Source organism: Streptomyces odontomachicola, from assembly GCF_039605595.1.
Lineage (GTDB): Bacteria > Actinomycetota > Actinomycetes > Streptomycetales > Streptomycetaceae > Streptomyces.
In genome coordinates, this window is the sequence record NZ_JBCFOK010000018.1 from 68173 (window position 1) to 86247 (window position 18075).

Annotated in this window: 15 protein-coding genes and 1 riboswitch; of the genes, 6 read left to right on the forward strand and 9 right to left on the reverse strand. The window is 73.2% G+C overall.

Annotated features, from left to right (window positions below; all coding sequences use genetic code 11):
- Positions 1-10: 10 nt before the first annotated feature.
- Complete coding sequence (locus ABEE00_RS28710) at positions 11-1060, forward strand: glucose 1-dehydrogenase (protein WP_345748630.1); 1050 nt, start codon at positions 11-13, stop codon at positions 1058-1060.
- Between the two features lie 133 nt (positions 1061-1193).
- Here ABEE00_RS28710 and ABEE00_RS28715 read toward each other — a convergent pair whose 3' ends face one another.
- Entirely contained in the window at positions 1194-2126 is a 933-nt protein-coding gene (locus ABEE00_RS28715; RefSeq protein ID WP_345748631.1) for an SDR family oxidoreductase, read from the reverse strand.
- 240 nt (positions 2127-2366) lie between these two features.
- Between ABEE00_RS28715 and ABEE00_RS28720 the strand changes: the two genes are divergently transcribed.
- The 5 genes from ABEE00_RS28720 (at position 2367) to ABEE00_RS28740 (ending at position 8793) form a co-directional block, all read left to right on the forward strand.
- Entirely contained in the window at positions 2367-3134 is a 768-nt protein-coding gene (locus ABEE00_RS28720; protein ID WP_345748632.1) for an IclR family transcriptional regulator, read from the forward strand.
- A 347-nt stretch (positions 3135-3481) separates the two neighbouring features.
- Complete coding sequence (locus ABEE00_RS28725; protein ID WP_345748759.1) at positions 3482-5116, forward strand: OPT/YSL family transporter; 1635 nt, start codon at positions 3482-3484, stop codon at positions 5114-5116.
- A 103-nt stretch (positions 5117-5219) separates the two neighbouring features.
- Positions 5220-6284 carry a 2,5-dihydroxypyridine 5,6-dioxygenase NicX family protein gene (locus ABEE00_RS28730; protein ID WP_345748633.1) on the forward strand — a complete coding sequence of 355 codons (1065 nt, stop codon included), beginning with the start codon at positions 5220-5222 and terminating at the stop codon, positions 6282-6284.
- 92 nt (positions 6285-6376) lie between these two features.
- The gene (locus ABEE00_RS28735; protein WP_345748634.1) at positions 6377-7681 is read left to right on the forward strand and encodes an alpha/beta fold hydrolase; all 1305 of its coding nucleotides are present in this window, start codon (positions 6377-6379) and stop codon (positions 7679-7681) included.
- A 108-nt stretch (positions 7682-7789) separates the two neighbouring features.
- Positions 7790-7880, forward strand: a riboswitch (ZMP/ZTP riboswitch).
- Between the two features lie 22 nt (positions 7881-7902).
- The gene (locus ABEE00_RS28740; protein ID WP_345748635.1) at positions 7903-8793 is read left to right on the forward strand and encodes a bifunctional 5,10-methylenetetrahydrofolate dehydrogenase/5,10-methenyltetrahydrofolate cyclohydrolase; all 891 of its coding nucleotides are present in this window, start codon (positions 7903-7905) and stop codon (positions 8791-8793) included.
- A 13-nt stretch (positions 8794-8806) separates the two neighbouring features.
- On the opposite strand, the gene ABEE00_RS28745 is transcribed toward ABEE00_RS28740, so the two are convergent.
- The 8 genes from ABEE00_RS28745 to ABEE00_RS28780 all read right to left on the reverse strand — a co-directional run bounded on the left by ABEE00_RS28745 (position 8807) and on the right by ABEE00_RS28780 (position 17869).
- Positions 8807-9130: a nuclear transport factor 2 family protein gene (locus ABEE00_RS28745; protein ID WP_345748636.1), complete on the reverse strand. Its 324-nt coding sequence runs from the start codon at positions 9128-9130 to the stop codon at positions 8807-8809.
- Positions 9131-9370: 240 nt separating this feature from the next.
- Positions 9371-11083, reverse strand: a complete 1713-nt coding sequence (locus ABEE00_RS28750) for an ABC transporter ATP-binding protein (protein WP_345748637.1) — start codon at positions 11081-11083, stop codon at positions 9371-9373.
- On the reverse strand, positions 11080-12087 hold the full coding sequence (locus tag ABEE00_RS28755) for an ABC transporter permease (protein WP_451918691.1): 1008 nt from the start codon (positions 12085-12087) through the stop codon (positions 11080-11082). Before ABEE00_RS28755 ends, ABEE00_RS28750 begins: the two co-directional genes overlap by 4 nt.
- A 79-nt stretch (positions 12088-12166) precedes the next feature.
- Positions 12167-13159: an ABC transporter permease gene (locus ABEE00_RS28760; protein WP_345748638.1), complete on the reverse strand. Its 993-nt coding sequence runs from the start codon at positions 13157-13159 to the stop codon at positions 12167-12169.
- A complete protein-coding gene (locus ABEE00_RS28765) occupies positions 13159-14865 on the reverse strand; it encodes an ABC transporter substrate-binding protein (protein ID WP_345748639.1) in 1707 nt (568 codons plus the stop codon). The genes ABEE00_RS28760 and ABEE00_RS28765 overlap by 1 nt, the downstream gene beginning before the upstream one ends.
- Before the next feature lie 262 nt (positions 14866-15127).
- Positions 15128-15223 (reverse strand): Ms4533A family Cys-rich leader peptide, encoded by a 96-nt coding sequence (locus ABEE00_RS28770; protein WP_345748640.1) that lies wholly within the window; start codon positions 15221-15223, stop codon positions 15128-15130.
- 112 nt (positions 15224-15335) lie between these two features.
- Complete coding sequence (gene metX, locus ABEE00_RS28775) at positions 15336-16487, reverse strand: homoserine O-acetyltransferase MetX (protein WP_345748761.1); 1152 nt, start codon at positions 16485-16487, stop codon at positions 15336-15338.
- The gene (locus ABEE00_RS28780; RefSeq protein ID WP_345748641.1) at positions 16484-17869 is read right to left on the reverse strand and encodes a bifunctional o-acetylhomoserine/o-acetylserine sulfhydrylase; all 1386 of its coding nucleotides are present in this window, start codon (positions 17867-17869) and stop codon (positions 16484-16486) included. The genes metX and ABEE00_RS28780 overlap by 4 nt, the downstream gene beginning before the upstream one ends.
- Between the last annotated feature and the right edge of the window lie 206 nt (positions 17870-18075).

Consider the following 18075-nt stretch of genomic DNA (forward strand, 5'->3'; position numbering starts at 1 on the left):
AGGCGGACGCATGCTGGGGATTGGCGTGGTGCCGGGGGCTCCCGACGGCGTACGGGTGGAGGAGCTGCCCGAACCCGATCCGTCCGAGGGCTCGTTGCTGGTGCGCGGGGACCTGCTCGGCGTCTGCGGTACGGACGCCGACATCGTCGAGAAGGGGTACGGGGCGCCGCCGCCGGGGGAGGAGCGGCTGCGCATCGGCCACGAGTCGCTGGGCACGGTGCTGGAGGCCCCGGAGGGCTCGGGCTTCTCCGCTGGCGACCGGGTCGCGGGCATCGTGCGCCGGCCCGACCCCGAACCGTGCGCGGCCTGCGCCGACGGCCAGTGGGATTTCTGCCTCAACGGCCGCTACACCGAGCGCGGCATCCAGGGCCTGCACGGTTACGGGTCGCAGCGCTGGCGCGTTCCGCCCGAGTACGCCGTACGGGTCGACCCCGAGCTCGGCGACTGCGGAGTGTTCATCGAACCGGTGTCGGTGCTGGCCAAGGCGTGGGAGCAGACCGAGCGCATCCTCGCCCGCACCACGCTGCACCCCTGCGTCGTGCTGGTGACGGGCGCCGGGCCCGTCGGCCTGTTCGCGGCGTTGCTGGGCGTGCAGAGGGGGTACGAGGTCCACGTACTGGACCTGAACAAGCGCGGGCCCAAGCCCGGGCTGGTCGCCGACCTCGGCGCGACCTTCCACACCGGTACCCCGGACAGCATCGGCGTCGCGCCCGACGTGGTCATGGAGTGCACCGGGCACGGGCCGCTGGCCTTCTCGCTCACCGAGGTGGCGGCGCCCGGCGCGGTCATCTGCCTGACCGGCATCTCCTCGGGCAAGAAGAAGGTCCCGGCCGGGCTCGACGAGCTGAACAAGGAGATGGTGCTGGACAACACCGTCGTGTTCGGCTCGGTCAACGCCGCCCGCCGCAACTACGAACAGGCCGCGGCCGACCTGGCCCGCGCCGACCGCGGCTGGCTGGAGCGCATGATCACCCGCCGGGTCCCGATGAGCGGCTTCGCGGACGCGCTGCACAAGGGCCAGGACGAGGTGAAGGTGGTCGTGGACCTGCAGGAGGAGTGAGGGGACGGCCGCGCGGAACCCGGCCGCCGCGGGTGGCAGAGCGGCCACGGCTCAGGAGCCACGGCCCACGAAGCGCCGCCCCCTGCACCCTCACCTCACCTGCGTACACAGGCAGTTGAGCCGGTGTACGCCCTCACGCACCCGACCCCGCAACCGCCCGGTAGTAGTGCCCCTCGTCCAGGTCCTGGAGCACGCCGGGCTGCCGCGGCCGCCACTCCAGAAGTTCGCGGGTCAGGGTGCTGGACGCGGGCTGGTCCACGGCGAGGACGCCGCCCAGGAAGCCGAAGTGCGCCGCCGCCTCCTCGGGCGCGACCGAGCCCGTCGGCACGTCCAGATGGCGGCCGATGACCTCGGCGATCTCCCGTACGGGCACGCCCTCGTCCGCGACGGCGTGCAGCGTGGAGCCCGCGGGCGCCTGCTCCAGCGCGACGCGGAACAGGTGCGCCGAGTCCAGCCGGTGCACGGCGGGCCAGCGCTGGGCGCCGTCGCCGACGTACCCGGAGAACCCCTTCTCGCGCGCGAGCGCGACCAGGGTGGCGAGGAAGCCCTTGTCGCCCTCGCCATGGTTCGTACGGGGCAGGCGTACGACCGAGGAGCGCACCCCGCGCGAGGCGAGGGCGAGAACCCGCTGGTCGGTGAGCTGCCGGGCCTGCGGGCCCGCGGCGGTGGCCGGGTCGATGTCGTGGCCGTCGCGTTCGGTGGCGGGCCGCCCCGGCTCGACGGGCGTTCCCGAGGCGACGGCGAACGGCCGGTCCGAACCGGCGAACGCCTCCCCGATGGCCTCGACCGCGCGCCGGTCCGCCTCGACGGCGCCCTCGAAGTCCCCGGTGAAGGCGGTGTCGTGCTTGAAGGCGAGGTGGATGGCGCCGTCCGTCGCGCCCGCCGCCTCCCGCAGGGAGTCCGGGTCGTCGAGCGAACCGCGGGCCACCTCGGCCCCTGCGGCGGCGAGCGCGGCGGCCGAGGCGTCGGAGCGGGCCAGCCCGACGACCCGGTGGCCGCCGGCGAGGAGGTCGGGTACGACGGCCGAGCCGATCCAGCCCGAGGCCCCTGTGACGAATACGCGCATGTGAGAACTCCAGGTGGTCAAGGTGAGAGCGGGTGATGCCGGCTTCGAGCAGAACACCGCGGAGGCGGTCGCCGGGCGCGCCGGGCTCAAGGCGCGTACCTTCTTCCGCCGTTTCGCCGACAGAGGCGGGGTGCCGCCGGGGTCTTGACACCCGGGGTGCGGGTGGCGGAAGGTTCTCGCCGCTCAGCGCAACGGCGTTGCGTTGAGCGCACCGGAGAGTGCGAGGCGAGGAGCGGGACGATGGCGGACGCGGAGGCCCCCAAAGGGGCGCTGCAGAGCGTGGACCGTGCGCTGACCGCGCTGCTCTCCTTCACCGAGCGGCGCCCCGAATGGGGCGTCAGCGAACTGGCCCGCGAGCACGGGTGGGACAAGGCCGTCGCACAGCGGCTCCTCACCACGCTCACCGCGCGCGGCTTCCTGATGTGCGACGAGACCTCGCGCCGCTACCGGCTCGGCCCCTCGGTCTCCCGGCTGGCGCGGGTCGGCGAGCACAGCGGCGTCCTGCCCTCGCTGGTGCGGCCGCTGCTCGCGCGGCTGCTGCGGGAGACCGGCGAGAGCGTGGTGCTCAACGTTCCGCACGGCAGCGGCTACCGCTGCGCCGCCGCGGTCGACGGCACGGGACCCGTGCGCTACACCGCGATCATCGGCGCCCTGATGCCCGGGCACGCCGGGGCATCCGGGCATGTGATCTTCGCCCACTATTCGGAGGCCGAGCTGCGCCAACTCTTCGGCGCCAGCCCGCTCCAGCGCTTCAACGACCACACGATCACCGACTTCGACGCCCTGCTGGAACGCTACGCACGGGTGCGCGAGGACGGGGTGAGCGTCAGCCACGGCGAGTACGACGAGGCCGTGACCGCCGTGTCCGCACCGGTCTTCCAGGCCGGGAGCATCGCCGCCTCGCTCACCGTCATCGGGCCCGCGCACCGCGTCTCCCGCGCGGCGGACGGCCTCCGGGTGACCGTCAGGAACGCGGCGGCGGAGGCCACGGCGGCCTTCGGCCAGTAGCCGCGAGGGTGCCGAAGCCCTTGCCGCGGCGCGGAGTTGGCGATCCCAGCTTCTTCGCCGGCGCACACCCGTAAACCCGCCCCCGCATACACCCCCCCCGCGAAGCCACGCGCAGAGCCCGCGCGCGTCGGCGTGCCCCGTCCTGCCCTGGCGCGGCCACAGCCCGATCGGTCCTCCGACCCTCCGATCCTCCCCTCCCACGATCCGTTCCCGCCGAAAGGGGTGCCGCCGTGTCACCTCAGCCGCCGTCAGCCGCCGGGCCAGAACCCGTCGGCCGGGCCCCGCAGTTCCCGGAGGAATCCGCGGCGCGGGAGCGCGCCGCCGCCCATCCGCGTGTGCGCGAACCCATGGTGTTCGTGCTCCTGGCCGTGCTGTCGGTGGTGGGCGCGGTCATCGGCGCCGACCTCGTCGCCAAGCTCGGCATCTCGGCCAACACCTCGGTGGTCGGCGCGCTGATCGCCATGCTCGTCGGCCGCATCCCGCTCGCCGGGCTGCGCCGCATGCGCTCGGTGCACCGTCAGAACCTCGCGCAGAGCGCCATCTCCGCCGCCACCTTCGCCTCGGCGAACGTCCTGCTGACCTCGGTCGCGGTCCCGTACGTGTTCGGGCGCGGCGACCTGGTGTGGCCCATGCTGGCCGGCGCGGTGGCCGGACTGCTCATCGACGCCTGGGTGCTCTACCGCTCCTTCGGCTCCCGGCTGCTGCCGGCCGACGCCGCCTGGCCGCCCGGCGCGGCGGCGGCCGAGACGATCAAGGCGGGGGACAAGGGCGGCAAGCGCGCCCTCGTACTGGGTGGCGGCACCCTGGTCGGCCTGGGCGGCACCCTGTTCAGCCTCCCGCTGTCCGCCGCCGGCGTGGCCTTCCTGGGGAACGTGTGGGCGCTGCTGATGTTCGGCGTCGGCCTCGGGATCGCCGAGTACGCGCCCGGGCTCCTCGGCGTCGACCTGGCGGGCGAGTTCATCCCGCACGGCGTCATGGTCGGCGCGGGCGTCGTGGCCCTGGGCCAGGCCCTGCGCCTGCTGCTGCGCCGCGGCCCCCGTACGGCGGAGGGGGTGCGGGGCGACGTACGCGAAGAAGGCGGCGTACGCGGGGAAGAAGCCGTACGTGATGAGGGCGGCGCACGAGAGGAGGCCGCACCCGCGGGCGATCCGACCGCCCGGCCCACCGTCGACGAGCGCGCGCTGCGCCGCACGTTGGTGCGCGGGTACGCGCTCTTCGCCGCCGGTGCCGTCCTGATGGCGCTGCTCGGCGGGGTGCTGGGGGAGATGAGCCCGCTCGCTGTCGTCGGCTGGGTGCTGTTCGCGGCGTTCGCGGCGCTGGTGCACGAGCTGATCGTGGGGCTCGCTGCGATGCAGTCGGGGTGGTTCCCGTCCTTCGCCGTCACGCTGATCTTCCTGATCGCGGGCCTGCTGCTGGGCATCCCCTCGGTGCCGCTGGCGCTGCTGGTCGGGTACGTGTCGGCCACCGGGCCCGCCTTCGCCGACATGGGCTACGACCTCAAGGCGGGCTGGCTGCTGCGCAGGGACCACAGGCCGTGGGACCCGTACGAACGGGCCGGGCGGCGCGAGCAGTTCAAGGCCGCGCTGATCGGCTTCGCCGCGGCGCTGGTGGTGGTCGCGGTGCTGTGGCAGTCGTACTTCCGGCAGGGCATGTTCCCGCCCATCGCCAAGGTGTACGCGGACACCCTCAAGCACGGCCTCGACCAGCCAGGCGTCCTCGCCAACCTGCTGCTCTGGGCCGTGCCCGGCGCCCTGATCCAACTGCTGGGCGGCTCCCGGCGGCAGATGGGCGTGATGCTCGCGACCGGGCTGCTGGTCGCCACCCCGCACGCGTGCTGGCTGGTCATCGCCGCGCTGTGCGTACGGGTCGGCTACCGCAGATGGCGCGGCGCGCGGGCCGACGAGGAGCTCAACCTCGTCGGCGCCGGGCTCATCGCGGGCGGCTCGCTGGGCGATTCGGCGCAGATCCTCAAGGCGGGGTGAGGGGCGCACCCCGCACAAGCGACCCGTGCAACCCGTAATTCCGCACAAGCGACCCGTACAACCCGAACTCCGTACAAGCAACCCGCACAAGGAGAGAAGCACCATGGAGATGTTCAGCCGCCTCGAACCCCGCCCCGAGTACCTGGGGTTCGAACTCGCGCTGGCCGCCCGCAAGCTGGTAGAGGAGGTCATGCTGGTCAAGCCCGGTGAGCACGTCGTGCTGACCGGCGACACCAGCAGCGACCGGCGCGTGGTCGACGCGACCGCGCAGGCCGTCGCCGCCGCCGGGGCGCACCCGGTGGTGGTGTGGTCCGAGACCCTGCCGAGTTCCTCCATGGAACCGCCGCGGCCTGTCGCCGGGGCGATCGCGGACGCGGACGTGTGGATCGAGTTCGCCGTCTCGTACCTCATGCACTCCGACGCCTTCCGCGCGGCCATGGCCAACGGCTGCCGCTACACCAACCTCACCGCCATGGACGTGCACATGCTCGTCGCCACCGTCGGACGCCCCGACTTCCAGGGCGTGATGCGGCTCGGAAAGGCGCTGGTCAGGCTCCTGGAGCAGGCCGAGGAGGTGCGCATCACCTCGCCCAACGGCACCGACATCGTGGGCCGCAACGGCGACCGCCCGGTCAACCTGCGCGGCAAGCCGGCCGAGAAGCCCGGCGAGACGGTCATGCTCTCCGGCCAGATCTCCTGGAACCCCCTGGAGGAGACCCAGGACGGCGTCCTCGTCTTCGACGGCGCGCTGTGGCCGCCGGACCAGCTCGGCCTGCTGCGTTCGCCGGTGCGGCTGACGGTCGAGCGGGGCGTGGTGACCGCGATCGAGGGCGGCCAGGACGCGGACGTGTTCCGGAGCTGGATGGAGTCCTGGGACGACCCGAACATGTACCGCATCGCCCACTGGTCGCTCGGCTTCAACCCCGGGGTGCCCGCGCCCACCGGACGCATCGTGGAGGACGAGCGCGTCTTCGGCTGCGTCGAACTCGGCATCGGCACCAAGGGCGCCTGGATCGGCGGCGAGCCGTGGGTGGCCGCCGCGCACACCGACGGCTCGGTGGTCGGCCCGTCGATCTACCTGGACGGCGAGTGCGTCGAGAAGGACGGGGTGTACGTGCATCCCGAACTGGTGAAGATCTGCCGCGAGTTGGGGGTCGCGGGGTACTGAGGGGACGCTGACCGCTTGTCCGGCCGCGCCCCGTCACTGTCCCTTACACGCGGGGCGCGGCCCCCTCATGACCGCCGAGCAACGGAGCACACATGACCACTTCCACCGCCGCCTCCACGGTCGGCCGCACCTACCGCCACAGCGGCCTCGTCTGCACCGATCACACGCTCCCCGTACCCCTCGATCACGCGCAGCCCGACGGCCCGCAGCTCTCCCTCTTCGCGCGCGAGGTCGTCGCGGCGGGCAGCGAACACCGGGAGCTGCCCCGCCTGTTGTGGCTCCAGGGCGGGCCCGGCGGGCGCGCCGAGCGGCCCAACGCGGCCGGTGCCTGGCTGCGCAGGGCGCTCGAGGACTACCGGGTCGTGCTCATGGATCAGCGCGGAACGGGCCGTTCCGCGCCCGCCGACCGCACCACCCTCGCGGGCCGCGCCGACGCGGCCGACTACCTCGCGCACTTCCGCGCCGACGCCATCGTGCGGGACGCCGAACTCCTGCGCCGGGCCCTCCAGGGCGACCGCCCCTGGACCGTACTCGGCCAGAGCTTCGGCGGCTTCTGCGCCGTGACCTACCTCAGCCACGCGCCGGAGGGGCTCGAACAGGCCCTGATCACGGGCGGATTGCCCACCCTCACCGGGCACGCCGACGACGTCTACCGCGCCGCGTACCGGCGCGCTCTCGCCCACAACGAGCGCTACTTCGCTCGCTACCCCGGCGACCAGGAACTCGCCGACGCTGTGGCCGCGCACCTCGCCGCGCACGACGTGCGCATGCCCTCGGGGGAACGGCTGTCCGTACGCCGCTTCCAGACCATGGGCATCACCTTCGGCACCTCCTCCGGCTTCGACAGCCTCCACTACCTCCTGGAGACCGCCTTCGTAGAGGGCCCCGAAGGGCCGCGCCTCTCCGACCCCTTCCTGCGCGGGGTGGACGCCGCGCTCTCCTGCGCGCCGCGCCCGCTGTACGCCGTGCTGCACGAGCCGATCTACGCGCAGGGCGGCCGGGCCACCGCGTGGTCGGCGCACCGGGTGCGCGCGGAGTTCCCCGAGTTCGACGCGGAGGGCGGGGGGCCGCTGCGCTTCACCGGCGAGATGATCTACCCGTGGCAGTTCGAGGAGGACCCCGCGCTGGTGCCGCTGCGCGGGGCGGCCGAGGCGCTGGCCCGGCGCACCGACTGGCCGGCTCTGTACGACCTGGACCGGCTCGCCGCCAACGAGGTGCCGGTGGCCGCCGCCGTCTACTACGACGACATGTTCGTGGACCGCGAGCAGTCCCTCGAAACGGCCTCCCGGATACGCGGCCTGCGCCCCTGGATCACCAACGCCCACGCCCACGACGGAGTCCGAGCCGACCCCTCCGTACTGGACCACCTCCTGGCGATGGCACGGGGGGAGGCGTGAGACACCGCCGCCGGGCGCCGTCCCCGGCATGACGGCGTGCCTACGGGGAGGGGGGACGGCTGGGGCGAACGCCCGCTCGGGCCCCTCCGTACCCCCTCCGTTAGACTTCCCCCGGGCCGTGACTGGCGCGTCGAGGTGGAGTACCACCGGGGAGCGGTCTGACTGCAGTTGTCGAATGCCGTGCGCCTGGGCGATCCACCGTGAACGCTTGGGAGCAGTGCATGACCGCGACGACGACAGGCGCGACCGAGGCGACCGACGGAGCCCGGCTGATGGACGGGAAGGCGCTCGCGCAGCGCCTCGTCGAGGAGGCCGGAGCCGGAGCGGCCCGCGTACGCGAAGCCACCGGCACCGCGCCCTGCCTGGCCACCGTGCTGGTCGGCGACGACCCGGCCTCCGAGAAGTACGTGCGGATGAAGCGCAACCGCTGCGCGAAGGCCGGCATCGAGTCCCGCCACGTGCCGCTGCCCGCCTCGATCACCACCGCCGGGCTGGTCGAGAAGATCACCGAGCTCTCGCAGGACCCGGGCGTGCACGGCATCCTGCTCCAGCATCCGGTCGGCGACCACATCGACGAGCGGGCCGCGTTCGAGGCGATCGCGCCGGAGAAGGACGTGGACGGGGTCACCCTGAGCTCGTTCGCCGCGATGAGCTTCGGCCTGCCGGGCTTCGTGTCCTGCACGCCGGGCGGCATCATGCGCCTGCTGGACGAGTACGAGGTCGAGCTGTCCGGCAAGCACGCCGTGGTCGTGGGCCGCAGCGCGATCCTGGGCAAGCCAGCCGGCATGCTGCTCCTGGAGCGCAACGCCACGGTGACGTACTGCCACTCGCGCACCCGCGACCTGTCCGCGCAGGTGAGGCAGGCCGACGTGCTGATCGCGGCGGTCGGGCGCCCGCGCTTCATCGCCGGTGCGGACGTGAAGCCGGGCGCCGTCGTGATCGACGCGGGGTCCAACCCGGGCAACGTCGGCGACGTGGACTTCGAGACCGCCCGCGAACGGGCCGGGCTCATCACCCCCGTACCGGGTGGCGTCGGTCCCATGACCATCGCCACCCTGCTGACGCAGACGGTCGAGGCGGCGGAGCGGCAGTCGGCGCGCGCAGCCGTCTGAGGCGCCGTGACCCTTACGCCTGGCCGGTCTCGAAGCGGCTGACCTTCCCGTCGGCGACCGAGAACTGCCAGCGCGTGCGCATGGCTCCCCAGGTGTCGTTGCTGTAGTCCGCGACCAGGGTCCGGCCGTCGTCGGACTCCGACTCCACGTCCATGCGGCCGTTGGAGGAGAAGATCTCGCGGTCGGCCCACTGGCGCAGATCGCGTTCCGAACCGTCGTCGGACATGCTCGCGTCCGGCGTCAGTGCCGCGTAGAAAGCCTGCTGGTCGTTGGCGTTCAGCGCGGTGACCAGGGCGCGGACGGCGGGGTCTGAGAGCTGGTCGGCGGGGATGGCCATGCTGCTGCTCCAAGGGGGGCAAGGGGAGGAGTGGGGGAGACGCCAGCAGTCAACCACGGCCCCCGGCGGACACCCGGGCTCCGCCGGGGCCCCGCGCGTCGCAGATGACCGCCCACGCCGGGGCCTCGCGGCGTACCTCCGTACGAGGTGCGAGGCAGGTGGCGTACGGGGCGATGGCCGGCGGACCCGGGGCGCTCGGCAGCGTCGAGGCCGAGCGGGGCGCCGGGTCCGCGCCGGCCACTAGCCCACCGGCACCGGCCGCCGCTCACCCCCGCGCTCGCGGCGGGCCGCGCGGCGGTCGGCCGCGACCGACGGGTCCAGTACGGGTACGGCCGCCAACAGGGACTGGGTGTAGGGGTGTTGCGGGTCCCCGTATACGCGCTCGGCCGGCCCCTCCTCCACGACACGCCCTCCCCGCATCACCAGCACCCGGTCCGCCGCCTGACGTACCACCGCCAGGTCGTGCGAGATCAGTACGAGGGCCAGGCCCAGGTCGCGGCGCAGGCCGTCGAGCAGGTCGAGGACCTGGGCCTGGGTGGTGACGTCGAGGGCTGAGACCGGTTCGTCGCACACCAGGAGCCGCGGTGAGGGTGCCAGCGCGCGGGCGATGCCCACGCGCTGCCGCTGCCCGCCGCTGAACTCGTGCGGATAGGCGTCGTAGCGCCCCGGATCCAGGCCGACCCGCTCCATCAGCTCCCGGGCACGGGCGCGGATCTCCGCGTCGCCCAGCCGCCCGGCGGCGCGGAGCGGGTCGGCGATGGACTCGCCCACGCTGCGGCGGGGGTTGAGCGAGGAGACCGGATCCTGGAAGACCATCTGCACATCGCTGCGCACCCCGGTCAGCTCGTGTCCGCGATAGCCGACCGTGCCCTCGGAGGGCTCCAGCAGCCGGACCAGCATGCGGCCCAGGGTGGTCTTGCCGCTGCCGGATTCGCCGACCACGCCCAGCGTCTCGCCCGGCGCGACGGTGAGCGAGACCCCGTCGACGGCGACGGTACGCCGGGCACGCCGCCCGAACTCCCGCCGCAGCCCGGCGGCTTCGAGCAGCGGGCCGCCCTCGCGCGATGGCTCACGGCCCTCGTACGACACCCCCTCCCGCACCCGGGGCGACGCTTCCCGCACACCCGCCGACTCCACCCTCGGCACCGCCGCCAGCAGCGCGCGCGTATAGGGGTGCTCGGGCTCGCCCAGCACCCGTGCCACCGGGCCGTGTTCGACCGCGCGGCCCTCGCGCAGCACCAGCGTCTCCTCCACGCTGCCCGCGACCACTCCCAGGTCGTGGGATACCAGGACCAGGCCCATACCCGTCTCGGCGCGCAGCTCGTGCAGCAGGTCGAGGATCTGCGCCTGCACGGTCACGTCCAGCGCGGTCGTCGGCTCGTCGGCCACCAGCAGCCGCGGCTCGCAGGCCAGCGCCATGGCCAGCACGGCGCGCTGCCGCATCCCTCCGCTGAACTCGTGCGGCCGCGACCTCGCACGGCGTGCCGCGTCCGGAATGCCGACCCGCTCCAGGACCCGGACGGCGCGTTCCCGCGCGGCCCGGCGCGAGGCGCCCGGCGTGTGCGCCCGGTAGACCTCGGCGATCTGGTCGCCCACAGCCAGGTACGGGTCGAGCGAGGACAACGGGTCCTGGAACACCATCGCCGCACCGGGCCCCCGCAGCCGCCGCAGCTCGCGGGCCGGCGCGTCACCCACATCGGTGCCGCCGACCCGTACCGTTCCGGTGACCCGCGCGCCGGTGCCCCGGTGCAGGCCGAGCAGCGCGGCGGCCGCCGTGCTCTTGCCCGAGCCCGACTCGCCGACGATGCCCAGTGCCTGACCTGCGGCGACGCGGAACGAGAGCCCGTCGACTGCGCGTACGTACTCCTCGCCGGCCGGGAAGTCGACGGTCAACTGCGAGACCTCGACGAGGGGCTCCCCCGGCCCTGGTGTGCCCGTGGTGTGCGCGTTCACGAGAGGACCACCCTCCGGTCGGCCAGTGCGGTGAGGAGGTCGGCGACGGTGTTGGCGAGCACCACGGCCGTACCGATGACGAGGATGACGCCGACGACCACCGGCAGGTCCACCTTGTGGACGCTGTCGATGAGCAGCTTGCCGAGCCCGGGCAGGCCGAAGAGCTGCTCGGTGAGCATCGCGCCGCCGAGCATGGTGCCGACGTCCAGCGCCGAGAGCGCGAGGACCGGGGGCAGCGCGCCGCGCAGCGCGTGCCGGGAGACGACGGCCCGTTCGCTCAGCCCGTACGCGCGGAAGGTGCGGATGTGGTCCTCGGCCAGCACCTCCAGCGTGGAGGAGCGGGTGATCCGCGCGTACTTGGCGCTCTCGAAGAGCCCCAGCGTCAGCCACGGCAGCAGCATGTTCCAGGCCCACTGCTCGGGATCCTGGGACAGCGGGACATAGGACGGGAAGGGCAGCCACTGGAGGTAGGCGCACACGGCCATGAGCAGGAGCAGGCCCAGGATGAACACGGGCGTGCCGGTCCCGGCCAAGGTCAGGACGGTCAGCGCGCGTTCGGTGAGCCCGCCGCGGCGCAGCGCGGAGAGCAGCCCGGTGCCGATGCCCAGCACCGTCCATACCACCAGCGCGCCCGCGGCGAGCGAGACGGTGGTGGGCAGCCCCTCCAGGATCAGCGCGGTGACCTCCTCGTCGTTCTGGTGCGAGAGGCCCAGGCAGGGCGCGGCGCAGTGCCGCAGCCCGGTGCCGGCGGAGTAGTCGCGCCCGGCGAACAGGCCCTGGAGGAAGTGCAGATACTGTGCGTACACCGGCTCGTCGAGGCCCAGCCGCTCGCGCACCTGCGCCACCTGCTGCGGGCTGCACCGCTCACCGCAGGCGAGCTGCGCGGGGTTGCCCGGCAGCAGGTAGAAGAGCGCGTACAGCGCGAGGGACAGCACCAGCAGTACCAGGACAGCGCCGAGCAGTCGCTTCGCGGCGAAGCGCGGGCCGGGCGGAACGGAGAGCACGGACAGCGCGGACCGTGCGGCGCGGGGCCTGTCCGGCGTCTCGGAGCTGCTCAACTCCGGTTCTGCGTAGGTGAGTTGGTCAGTCACGGTTCTTCTTCTCCTTGCGCGTGCCCACCCGCAGCCGGGCGGCCTCGCGCGGGTCCAGCGCGGTGCGCACCGCGTCGCCCAGCACCGTGAACGCGAGCACGGTGGCGAACAGCAGCCCGGCCGGCAGCAGCACGTACATCGGGTCGGCGCGGAACCACGTCGTCGCCGTCGACAGCATCTGCCCCCACGACGGGGTGGGCGGCTGCACCCCGATGCCCAGGTAGGACAGGGACGCTTCCAGCACGATGTTGGCCGGGAGCAGGATCGCCGCGTACGTGATCACCGGCGCGGCCAGCGAGGGCAGCAGCTCCCTCCGTACGACCCGCAGCGGATGCGAACCGCCCAGCCTGGCCGCCGCGACGAAGTCGAGACCGCGCAGCGAGAGCGACTGGGCGCGCACGATGCGGGCCGTGCCGCCCCAGTTGAGCAGGCCCATGACCAGCACCAGCAGCAATGGTCTGGGAAAGGAGTCGGGGACGACGGTGGTCAGCGCGATGGCCAGTACCAGCATCGGCAGTGCCACCATCACGTCGGTGATCCGGCCCAGCACCTGGTCGGCCCAGCGCGCGCCGAGCCCGGCGGCCAGGCCCACGATCAGTCCGACCGCGAGTTGCAGCGCGGTCGCGCCGGCCGCCACCAGCAGCGAGATGCGCGCCCCCGACAGCAGCCTGGCCAGCAGGTCGCGCCCGGTGCCCGGTTCGACGCCGAGCCAGTGCTCGGCGCTCGCACCGCCGAAGGCGCCGGTGGGCGCGCCGCCGCGCGCCGAGTCGATGAGCCCGTCGTGGTACGTGTACGGATCCTGACCGGTCAGCGCGTTGAGCAGCGGCGCGGCCAGCGCAGCGAGCACGAGCACGGCCAGGACGGCGGCCGAGGCCACGGCCGCGGGCCGCCCGCGCAGCCGCCGCAGCAGGCCGCCGGCTCCCGGGGCCCGGGCCGGGGCGGCGCGGGTGCCCGCCGCCCCGGGGGTGAGGACGTCCTCCGCCATCAGCGCACCGCCACCTGCGCCACGTCCAGCACGCCGGTCCAGTCGCTGATCACCACGTTCTTGACGTCCTTGCCGACGAGCCGCTGGTAGACGGGGTGGAACAGCGGCACGGCCAGGGCCTGTTCGCCGATCTTCGAGTCGAGGGCGCCCCACTGCTTCGCGGCCTCCGCCAGGTCGGTGCGCTTGCTGATCGCGTCGAACTGCCTGTTCACGGACGGGTCGTCGAGCTGCGCGTGGTTGAAGTTGGCGCCGTCCCTGACGATCTGCCGCCCGTCGTAGATCGGCGCGAGGAACGGGTAACCGGCGGGCCAGTCAGCGCCCCAGCGGCTCAGGAAGAAGCCGGGCGAGTCGTCCGCGTCCTGCCGCTTCTCGTCGAAGGCGTTGTTCTCCAGCCCCTTGAGCTTCACCTTGATCCCGGCCTTGGCCAGCGACTGCTGCACCGCGGTCGCGATCTTCGGCCCGGTCTCGCCCTCCTCGGTGGAGTGCGTGAGCGTGATGCTCAGCCCGTGCGCGTAACCCGCCTTCTTGAGCTGCTCCTCGGCCTTGCCCGGATTCCCGTTCTCGCCGGCCGGGAAGTGGTCGTACGGCTTGTAGCCCAGCGCCTTCTGGTTCGGCAGGAACGTGGTCGCGGGCTCGGCGAGCGAGGAGCCGCCCGCCGCGTTGATCACGCTGCGGCGCCCGATCGCGTACGAGACCGCCTTCCGCACCTCCGGCTTGTCGAAGGGCTTCACCTTCGGGTTGAACGCCAGGTAGTTGGTGTAGCCGAAGTGGCCCACGCCGACGCGCTTCTTGAGCGCCGGGTCCGAGCCGATCTGCGCGAGCTCGGCCGGGCCCAGGTTGGTGTCGGTGGTCACGGCCTTGGCGTCCTCGCCCGAACTGGTCGACAGGCGCTGGTTGATGACCGCCGCGTCCAGGCCCGAGCGCACGTCGACGGTGTCCGGGTACGCCTTGCGCTGATCGTCGTTCTTCGCCGACCAGTGCGGATTGCGGTCCAGTCGCAGCCGCTCGCCGTCGTTGCTGTTGGACACCACCTTGTACGGGCCTGACGAAACCGGGTGCTTCTCGTACTCGGTTCCGGTGTCCTTCTTTGCCGGTACGGGGGCGAACTGCGTCAGGGTCGCGAGGTAGGGGAAGTCACCGACCGGCTTCTTGAGCTGGAAGCGGATGGTGTGCGCGTCCGGCGTCTCGATCGAGTCGAGCGACTTCCTGCCGCTTCCCTTGCCCTTCTTTCCGAAGGGGCCCTGGTATGTGTCGCCGCCGACCAGCCACTCCCGCAAGTACGGCGGGCCGCCGGAGAGTTCGGGCGAGAAGGAGCGCTCCACCCCGTACTTGATGTCGGCCGCGGTGATGGGGGAGCCGTCCTCGTAGGTCAGGCCCTTCTTGAGATGGTACGTCCACACTGTGGCGCCCTTGCTGGGCGAGCCGGTGTCCGTGGCCAGGTCGGGCACCACCTTGGTGCCCGCCGCACCGTCCGCGCGCTTGCGGGTGGTGAGGGTGCGGAACACCAGCGAGGGCACGTTGCCGCCGCCCGAGGTGTAGAGCCGCGCCGGGTCGAAGTCGGACTGCGGCTCGGTGTTGAGCACGGTCAGCTTCCCGCCCTTGGCCGGCTTGCCCGAGGCGCCGTCGGCCGCGTCCTGCGGCCCGGCGCATCCGGCGACCCCGGCGAGCAGGGCCAGGGTGGCGCCGAGGGTGGCCGTGGTCCGCATCGTACGGCGGCCGGACGCAGACGGTCTGGGTATCGGGAGGGGGACGCGCATGAAAGGTGCCTTTCGGACGGGATGCGCCGTCCTGGGCAGGCAGCCGCACGGGCCGCGACGGCCGGAGGAGCCCGCGCGGGGCGGGCGCCTTCGGGCGTGGGACACGGGAGCTGAACCGCGGAACGGCGCACCGACGAGGGTGGCGTGGGAGAGGCCGCGGGCCCGCGGGAGACGCGGGCGCGGCGGGAACGCCCGTACGGAGCCGGGCGGTTCAGCGACAGTGGATGTCGGACACCGCGTGTGCGTGCACGCCGATCAACGCCAGCCGGAAGCTGACGTGTTCGGAGAAGTGCTGATGACGCGGCATGGGGAAAGAGTGGACCACGGGGCTGCCCAAGACAATGCGTTCCCGAAATATGAGACGGCCTGTCCGCTGAACGGGACCGGGGTGGACGCGCACGGCGCGCTCCTGGCTGCCCTCACCACAGCAACTCCCGTACGAGTGCGCCCACGTGATCGGTCTCGATCAGAAACCCGTCGTGCCCGTACGGCGATTCGATCACCCGGTGAGCGTCGGCGCCGGGGAGGGCCGCGGCGAGCTCCGCCTGCTGGTGCGGCGGGTAGAGGCGGTCCGAGTCGACGCCGGCGACCAGCGCCGGGCCGGTGAAGCGGCGCAGCGCGGCGGCCGTTCCGCCCCTCCCGCGCCCGATGTCGTGCGCGTTCATCGCCTCGGTGAGCAGCGCATAGCTGGCCGCGTCGAAACGGCGCACCAGCTTCTCCGCGTGGTGGTCGAGGTAGGACTCCACCGCGTAACGGCCGCCGCGCCAGGGGTCCTCGGCACCCTGCGGCGCGCGGCCGAAGCGGGCCTGGAGCTCGGGCCCGCTGCGGTAGCTGAGGTGGGCAAGGCGCCGGGCCAGGCCGAGCCCTGCGTGCGGGCCCTGCCCGCCGGGTGCCGCGTGGTAGTGGCCGCCGCGCCAGTACGGGTCGGAGCGGATGGCGTGCAACTGCACCGATGCCAAGGCTAGTTGCTCGGCTCCCGTGGCGGCAGGTGCTGCCAGTACCAGGAGCGCGCCTGTACGGGATGGGAAGGTGACCGCCCACTCCAGCGCGCGCATTCCGCCCATGGAGCCGCCCACCACCAGCGCCCAGCGCTCGATGCCCAGCGCGTCGGCCAGTCCCGCTTCGGCGGACACCTGGTCTCGCTGGGTGAGAAAGGGGAAGTCGCCGCCCCATGCGCGCCGCCCGTCCGGGCGCGGCGAGGCGGGTCCCGTCGACCCCTGGCAGCCGCCCAGCACGTTGGGCACCACGACGAACAACTCGTCCGTGTCCAGAGCCTTTCCAGGGCCGATCAGCCCGTCCCACCAGCCGGACGAGGGGTGGCCGGGGCCTGTCGCACCAGCCGCGTGGCTGTCGCCGGTCAGCGCGTGTTCGACCAGCACCGCGTTGGAGCCGTCAGGGGCGAGCCGACCCCAGGTCTCGTACGCCAGGCGCAGCGCGGGCAGTTCGCCGCCGGCCTCCAGCGGCAGCGGCGTACGGCGGTCGTACCAGCGGCGGCGGCCCGCCGGGTCCCCCTCCCGCCAGGCGCCGGTGGCGGGCGGGAGGGGAGTGGCGACGGGCGGCGAGGCCGTCAGGACGCGGCTCCCTTCGCCGCGCGGAAACCGGACTCCAGGTCGGCCTTGAGGTCCTCGATGTGTTCGAGACCGGCCGACAGCCGGACCAGCCCGGGGCTCGCGCCCGTGGCGGCCAGTTGCTCCTCGTCGAGTTGGCTGTGGGTGGTGGAGGCGGGGTGGATGATGAGGCTGCGGACGTCGCCGATGTTGGCCAGGTGGCTGAAGAGCCGCACCGCGTCCACGAACCGCTTGCCCGCCTCCGCGCCCTCGCGCAGCTCGAAGGAGAGCACGGCGCCCGCGCCCTGGGGCAGGTACTGGTCGGCCACCTGATACCAGGGGCTGGACGGCAGTCCCGGATAGTGGACCGCGGCCACCTCGTCGCGCTGCTCCAGCCATTCGGCGAGGGCCTGCGCGTTGGCCGAGTGCCGCGCGATGCGCAGGCTCAGCGTCTCCACGCCCTGGAGCAGCAGGAACGCGCTGTGCGGCGAGAGCGCCGGGCCCAGGTCGCGGAGCAACTGCACCCGCAGCTTGACCGCGTACGCCGAGGGCCCGAGGTCCGGCCAGTAGCGCAGCCCGTGGTAGCTCGGGTCGGGCTCGTGGAAGTCGGGGAAGCGCGCGGCCCGTTCGCCCGCGCCGAAGTCGAAGGTGCCGCCGTCCACGACGACCCCGGCGATCGCGTTGCCGTGCCCGCCGAGGAACTTGGTCGCCGAGTGCACCACGACGTCCGCGCCGTGCTCGATGGGCCGCAGCAGGTACGGAGTCGGCACCGTGTTGTCCACGATCAGCGGCACGCCCGCCTCGTGCGCGATGTCGGCCACGCCCCGCACGTCGAGCACGTCGCCGCGCGGGTTGCCCAGGGTCTCGCCGAACAGGGCCTTGGTCTCCGGGCGGATCGCGGCACGCCAGGCGTCCAGGTCGTCGGGGTCCTCCACGAAGCTGACCTCGATGCCGAACCTGGGCAGCGTGTGCCGGAAGAGGTTGTACGTGCCCCCGTACAGCGACGTGCTGGACACCACGTGGTCGCCGCTCCCCGCGAGGGTGAGCAGCGCGAGGGTCTCGGCCGCCTGCCCCGAGGAGAGCGCGACCGCCGCCACTCCGCCCTCCAGCGCGGCGATGCGCTGCTCGAACACGTCCTGCGTCGGATTGTGGATACGGGTGTAGATGTTGCCCGGCTCGGCCAGCGAGAACAGGTCGGCCGCGTGCTGGGTGTCCCGGAAGACGAACGAGGTCGTCTGGTAGATGGGCGTCGCCCGCGCCCCGGTCGTCGGGTCGGGCTCGGCCCCGGCGTGGATCTGCCGCGTCTCGAACGACCAGGCGGGGGTGGGCTCCTGGGCCTCGCCGGCCTCGGGCGTGTGCCCCGCGCTGACGGCGTCGACGGGCTGCGGGCTGCTGGATTCGGGCATGACGGGGTGCTCCCTGGCGCTCGAGGGGTACGTGGGGTGGGCTGGCGGCTTGTGGCGTACGGGGTGCGCGTACGGCGTGTGGCGCGGGCGGCTTCGTACGGGAGGCGTACGGGATGCCGCATGCGGCGTGCGGGGTGCGGTGCCGTGTACGGCGCACGGGATGCGGCGCGCGGCTGCGATGGTCGCGCGGTGTGCCGGCGCTGCGG

What these genes read in the sequence shown, in the direction of transcription:
- ABEE00_RS28710 (WP_345748630.1), top strand. Translation starts at nt 11, where the DNA reads ATGCTGGGGATTGGCGTGGTGCCGGGGGCTCCCGACGGCGTACGGGTG.
- ABEE00_RS28715 (WP_345748631.1), bottom strand. Translation starts at nt 2,126, where the DNA reads ATGCGCGTATTCGTCACAGGGGCCTCGGGCTGGATCGGCTCGGCCGTC.
- ABEE00_RS28720 (WP_345748632.1), top strand. Translation starts at nt 2,367, where the DNA reads ATGGCGGACGCGGAGGCCCCCAAAGGGGCGCTGCAGAGCGTGGACCGT.
- ABEE00_RS28725 (WP_345748759.1), top strand. Translation starts at nt 3,482, where the DNA reads ATGGTGTTCGTGCTCCTGGCCGTGCTGTCGGTGGTGGGCGCGGTCATC.
- ABEE00_RS28730 (WP_345748633.1), top strand. Translation starts at nt 5,220, where the DNA reads ATGGAGATGTTCAGCCGCCTCGAACCCCGCCCCGAGTACCTGGGGTTC.
- ABEE00_RS28735 (WP_345748634.1), top strand. Translation starts at nt 6,377, where the DNA reads ATGACCACTTCCACCGCCGCCTCCACGGTCGGCCGCACCTACCGCCAC.
- ABEE00_RS28740 (WP_345748635.1), top strand. Translation starts at nt 7,903, where the DNA reads ATGACCGCGACGACGACAGGCGCGACCGAGGCGACCGACGGAGCCCGG.
- ABEE00_RS28745 (WP_345748636.1), bottom strand. Translation starts at nt 9,130, where the DNA reads ATGGCCATCCCCGCCGACCAGCTCTCAGACCCCGCCGTCCGCGCCCTG.
- ABEE00_RS28760 (WP_345748638.1), bottom strand. Translation starts at nt 13,159, where the DNA reads ATGGCGGAGGACGTCCTCACCCCCGGGGCGGCGGGCACCCGCGCCGCC.
- ABEE00_RS28765 (WP_345748639.1), bottom strand. Translation starts at nt 14,865, where the DNA reads ATGCGGACCACGGCCACCCTCGGCGCCACCCTGGCCCTGCTCGCCGGG.
- ABEE00_RS28770 (WP_345748640.1), bottom strand. Translation starts at nt 15,223, where the DNA reads ATGCCGCGTCATCAGCACTTCTCCGAACACGTCAGCTTCCGGCTGGCG.
- ABEE00_RS28780 (WP_345748641.1), bottom strand. Translation starts at nt 17,869, where the DNA reads ATGCCCGAATCCAGCAGCCCGCAGCCCGTCGACGCCGTCAGCGCGGGG.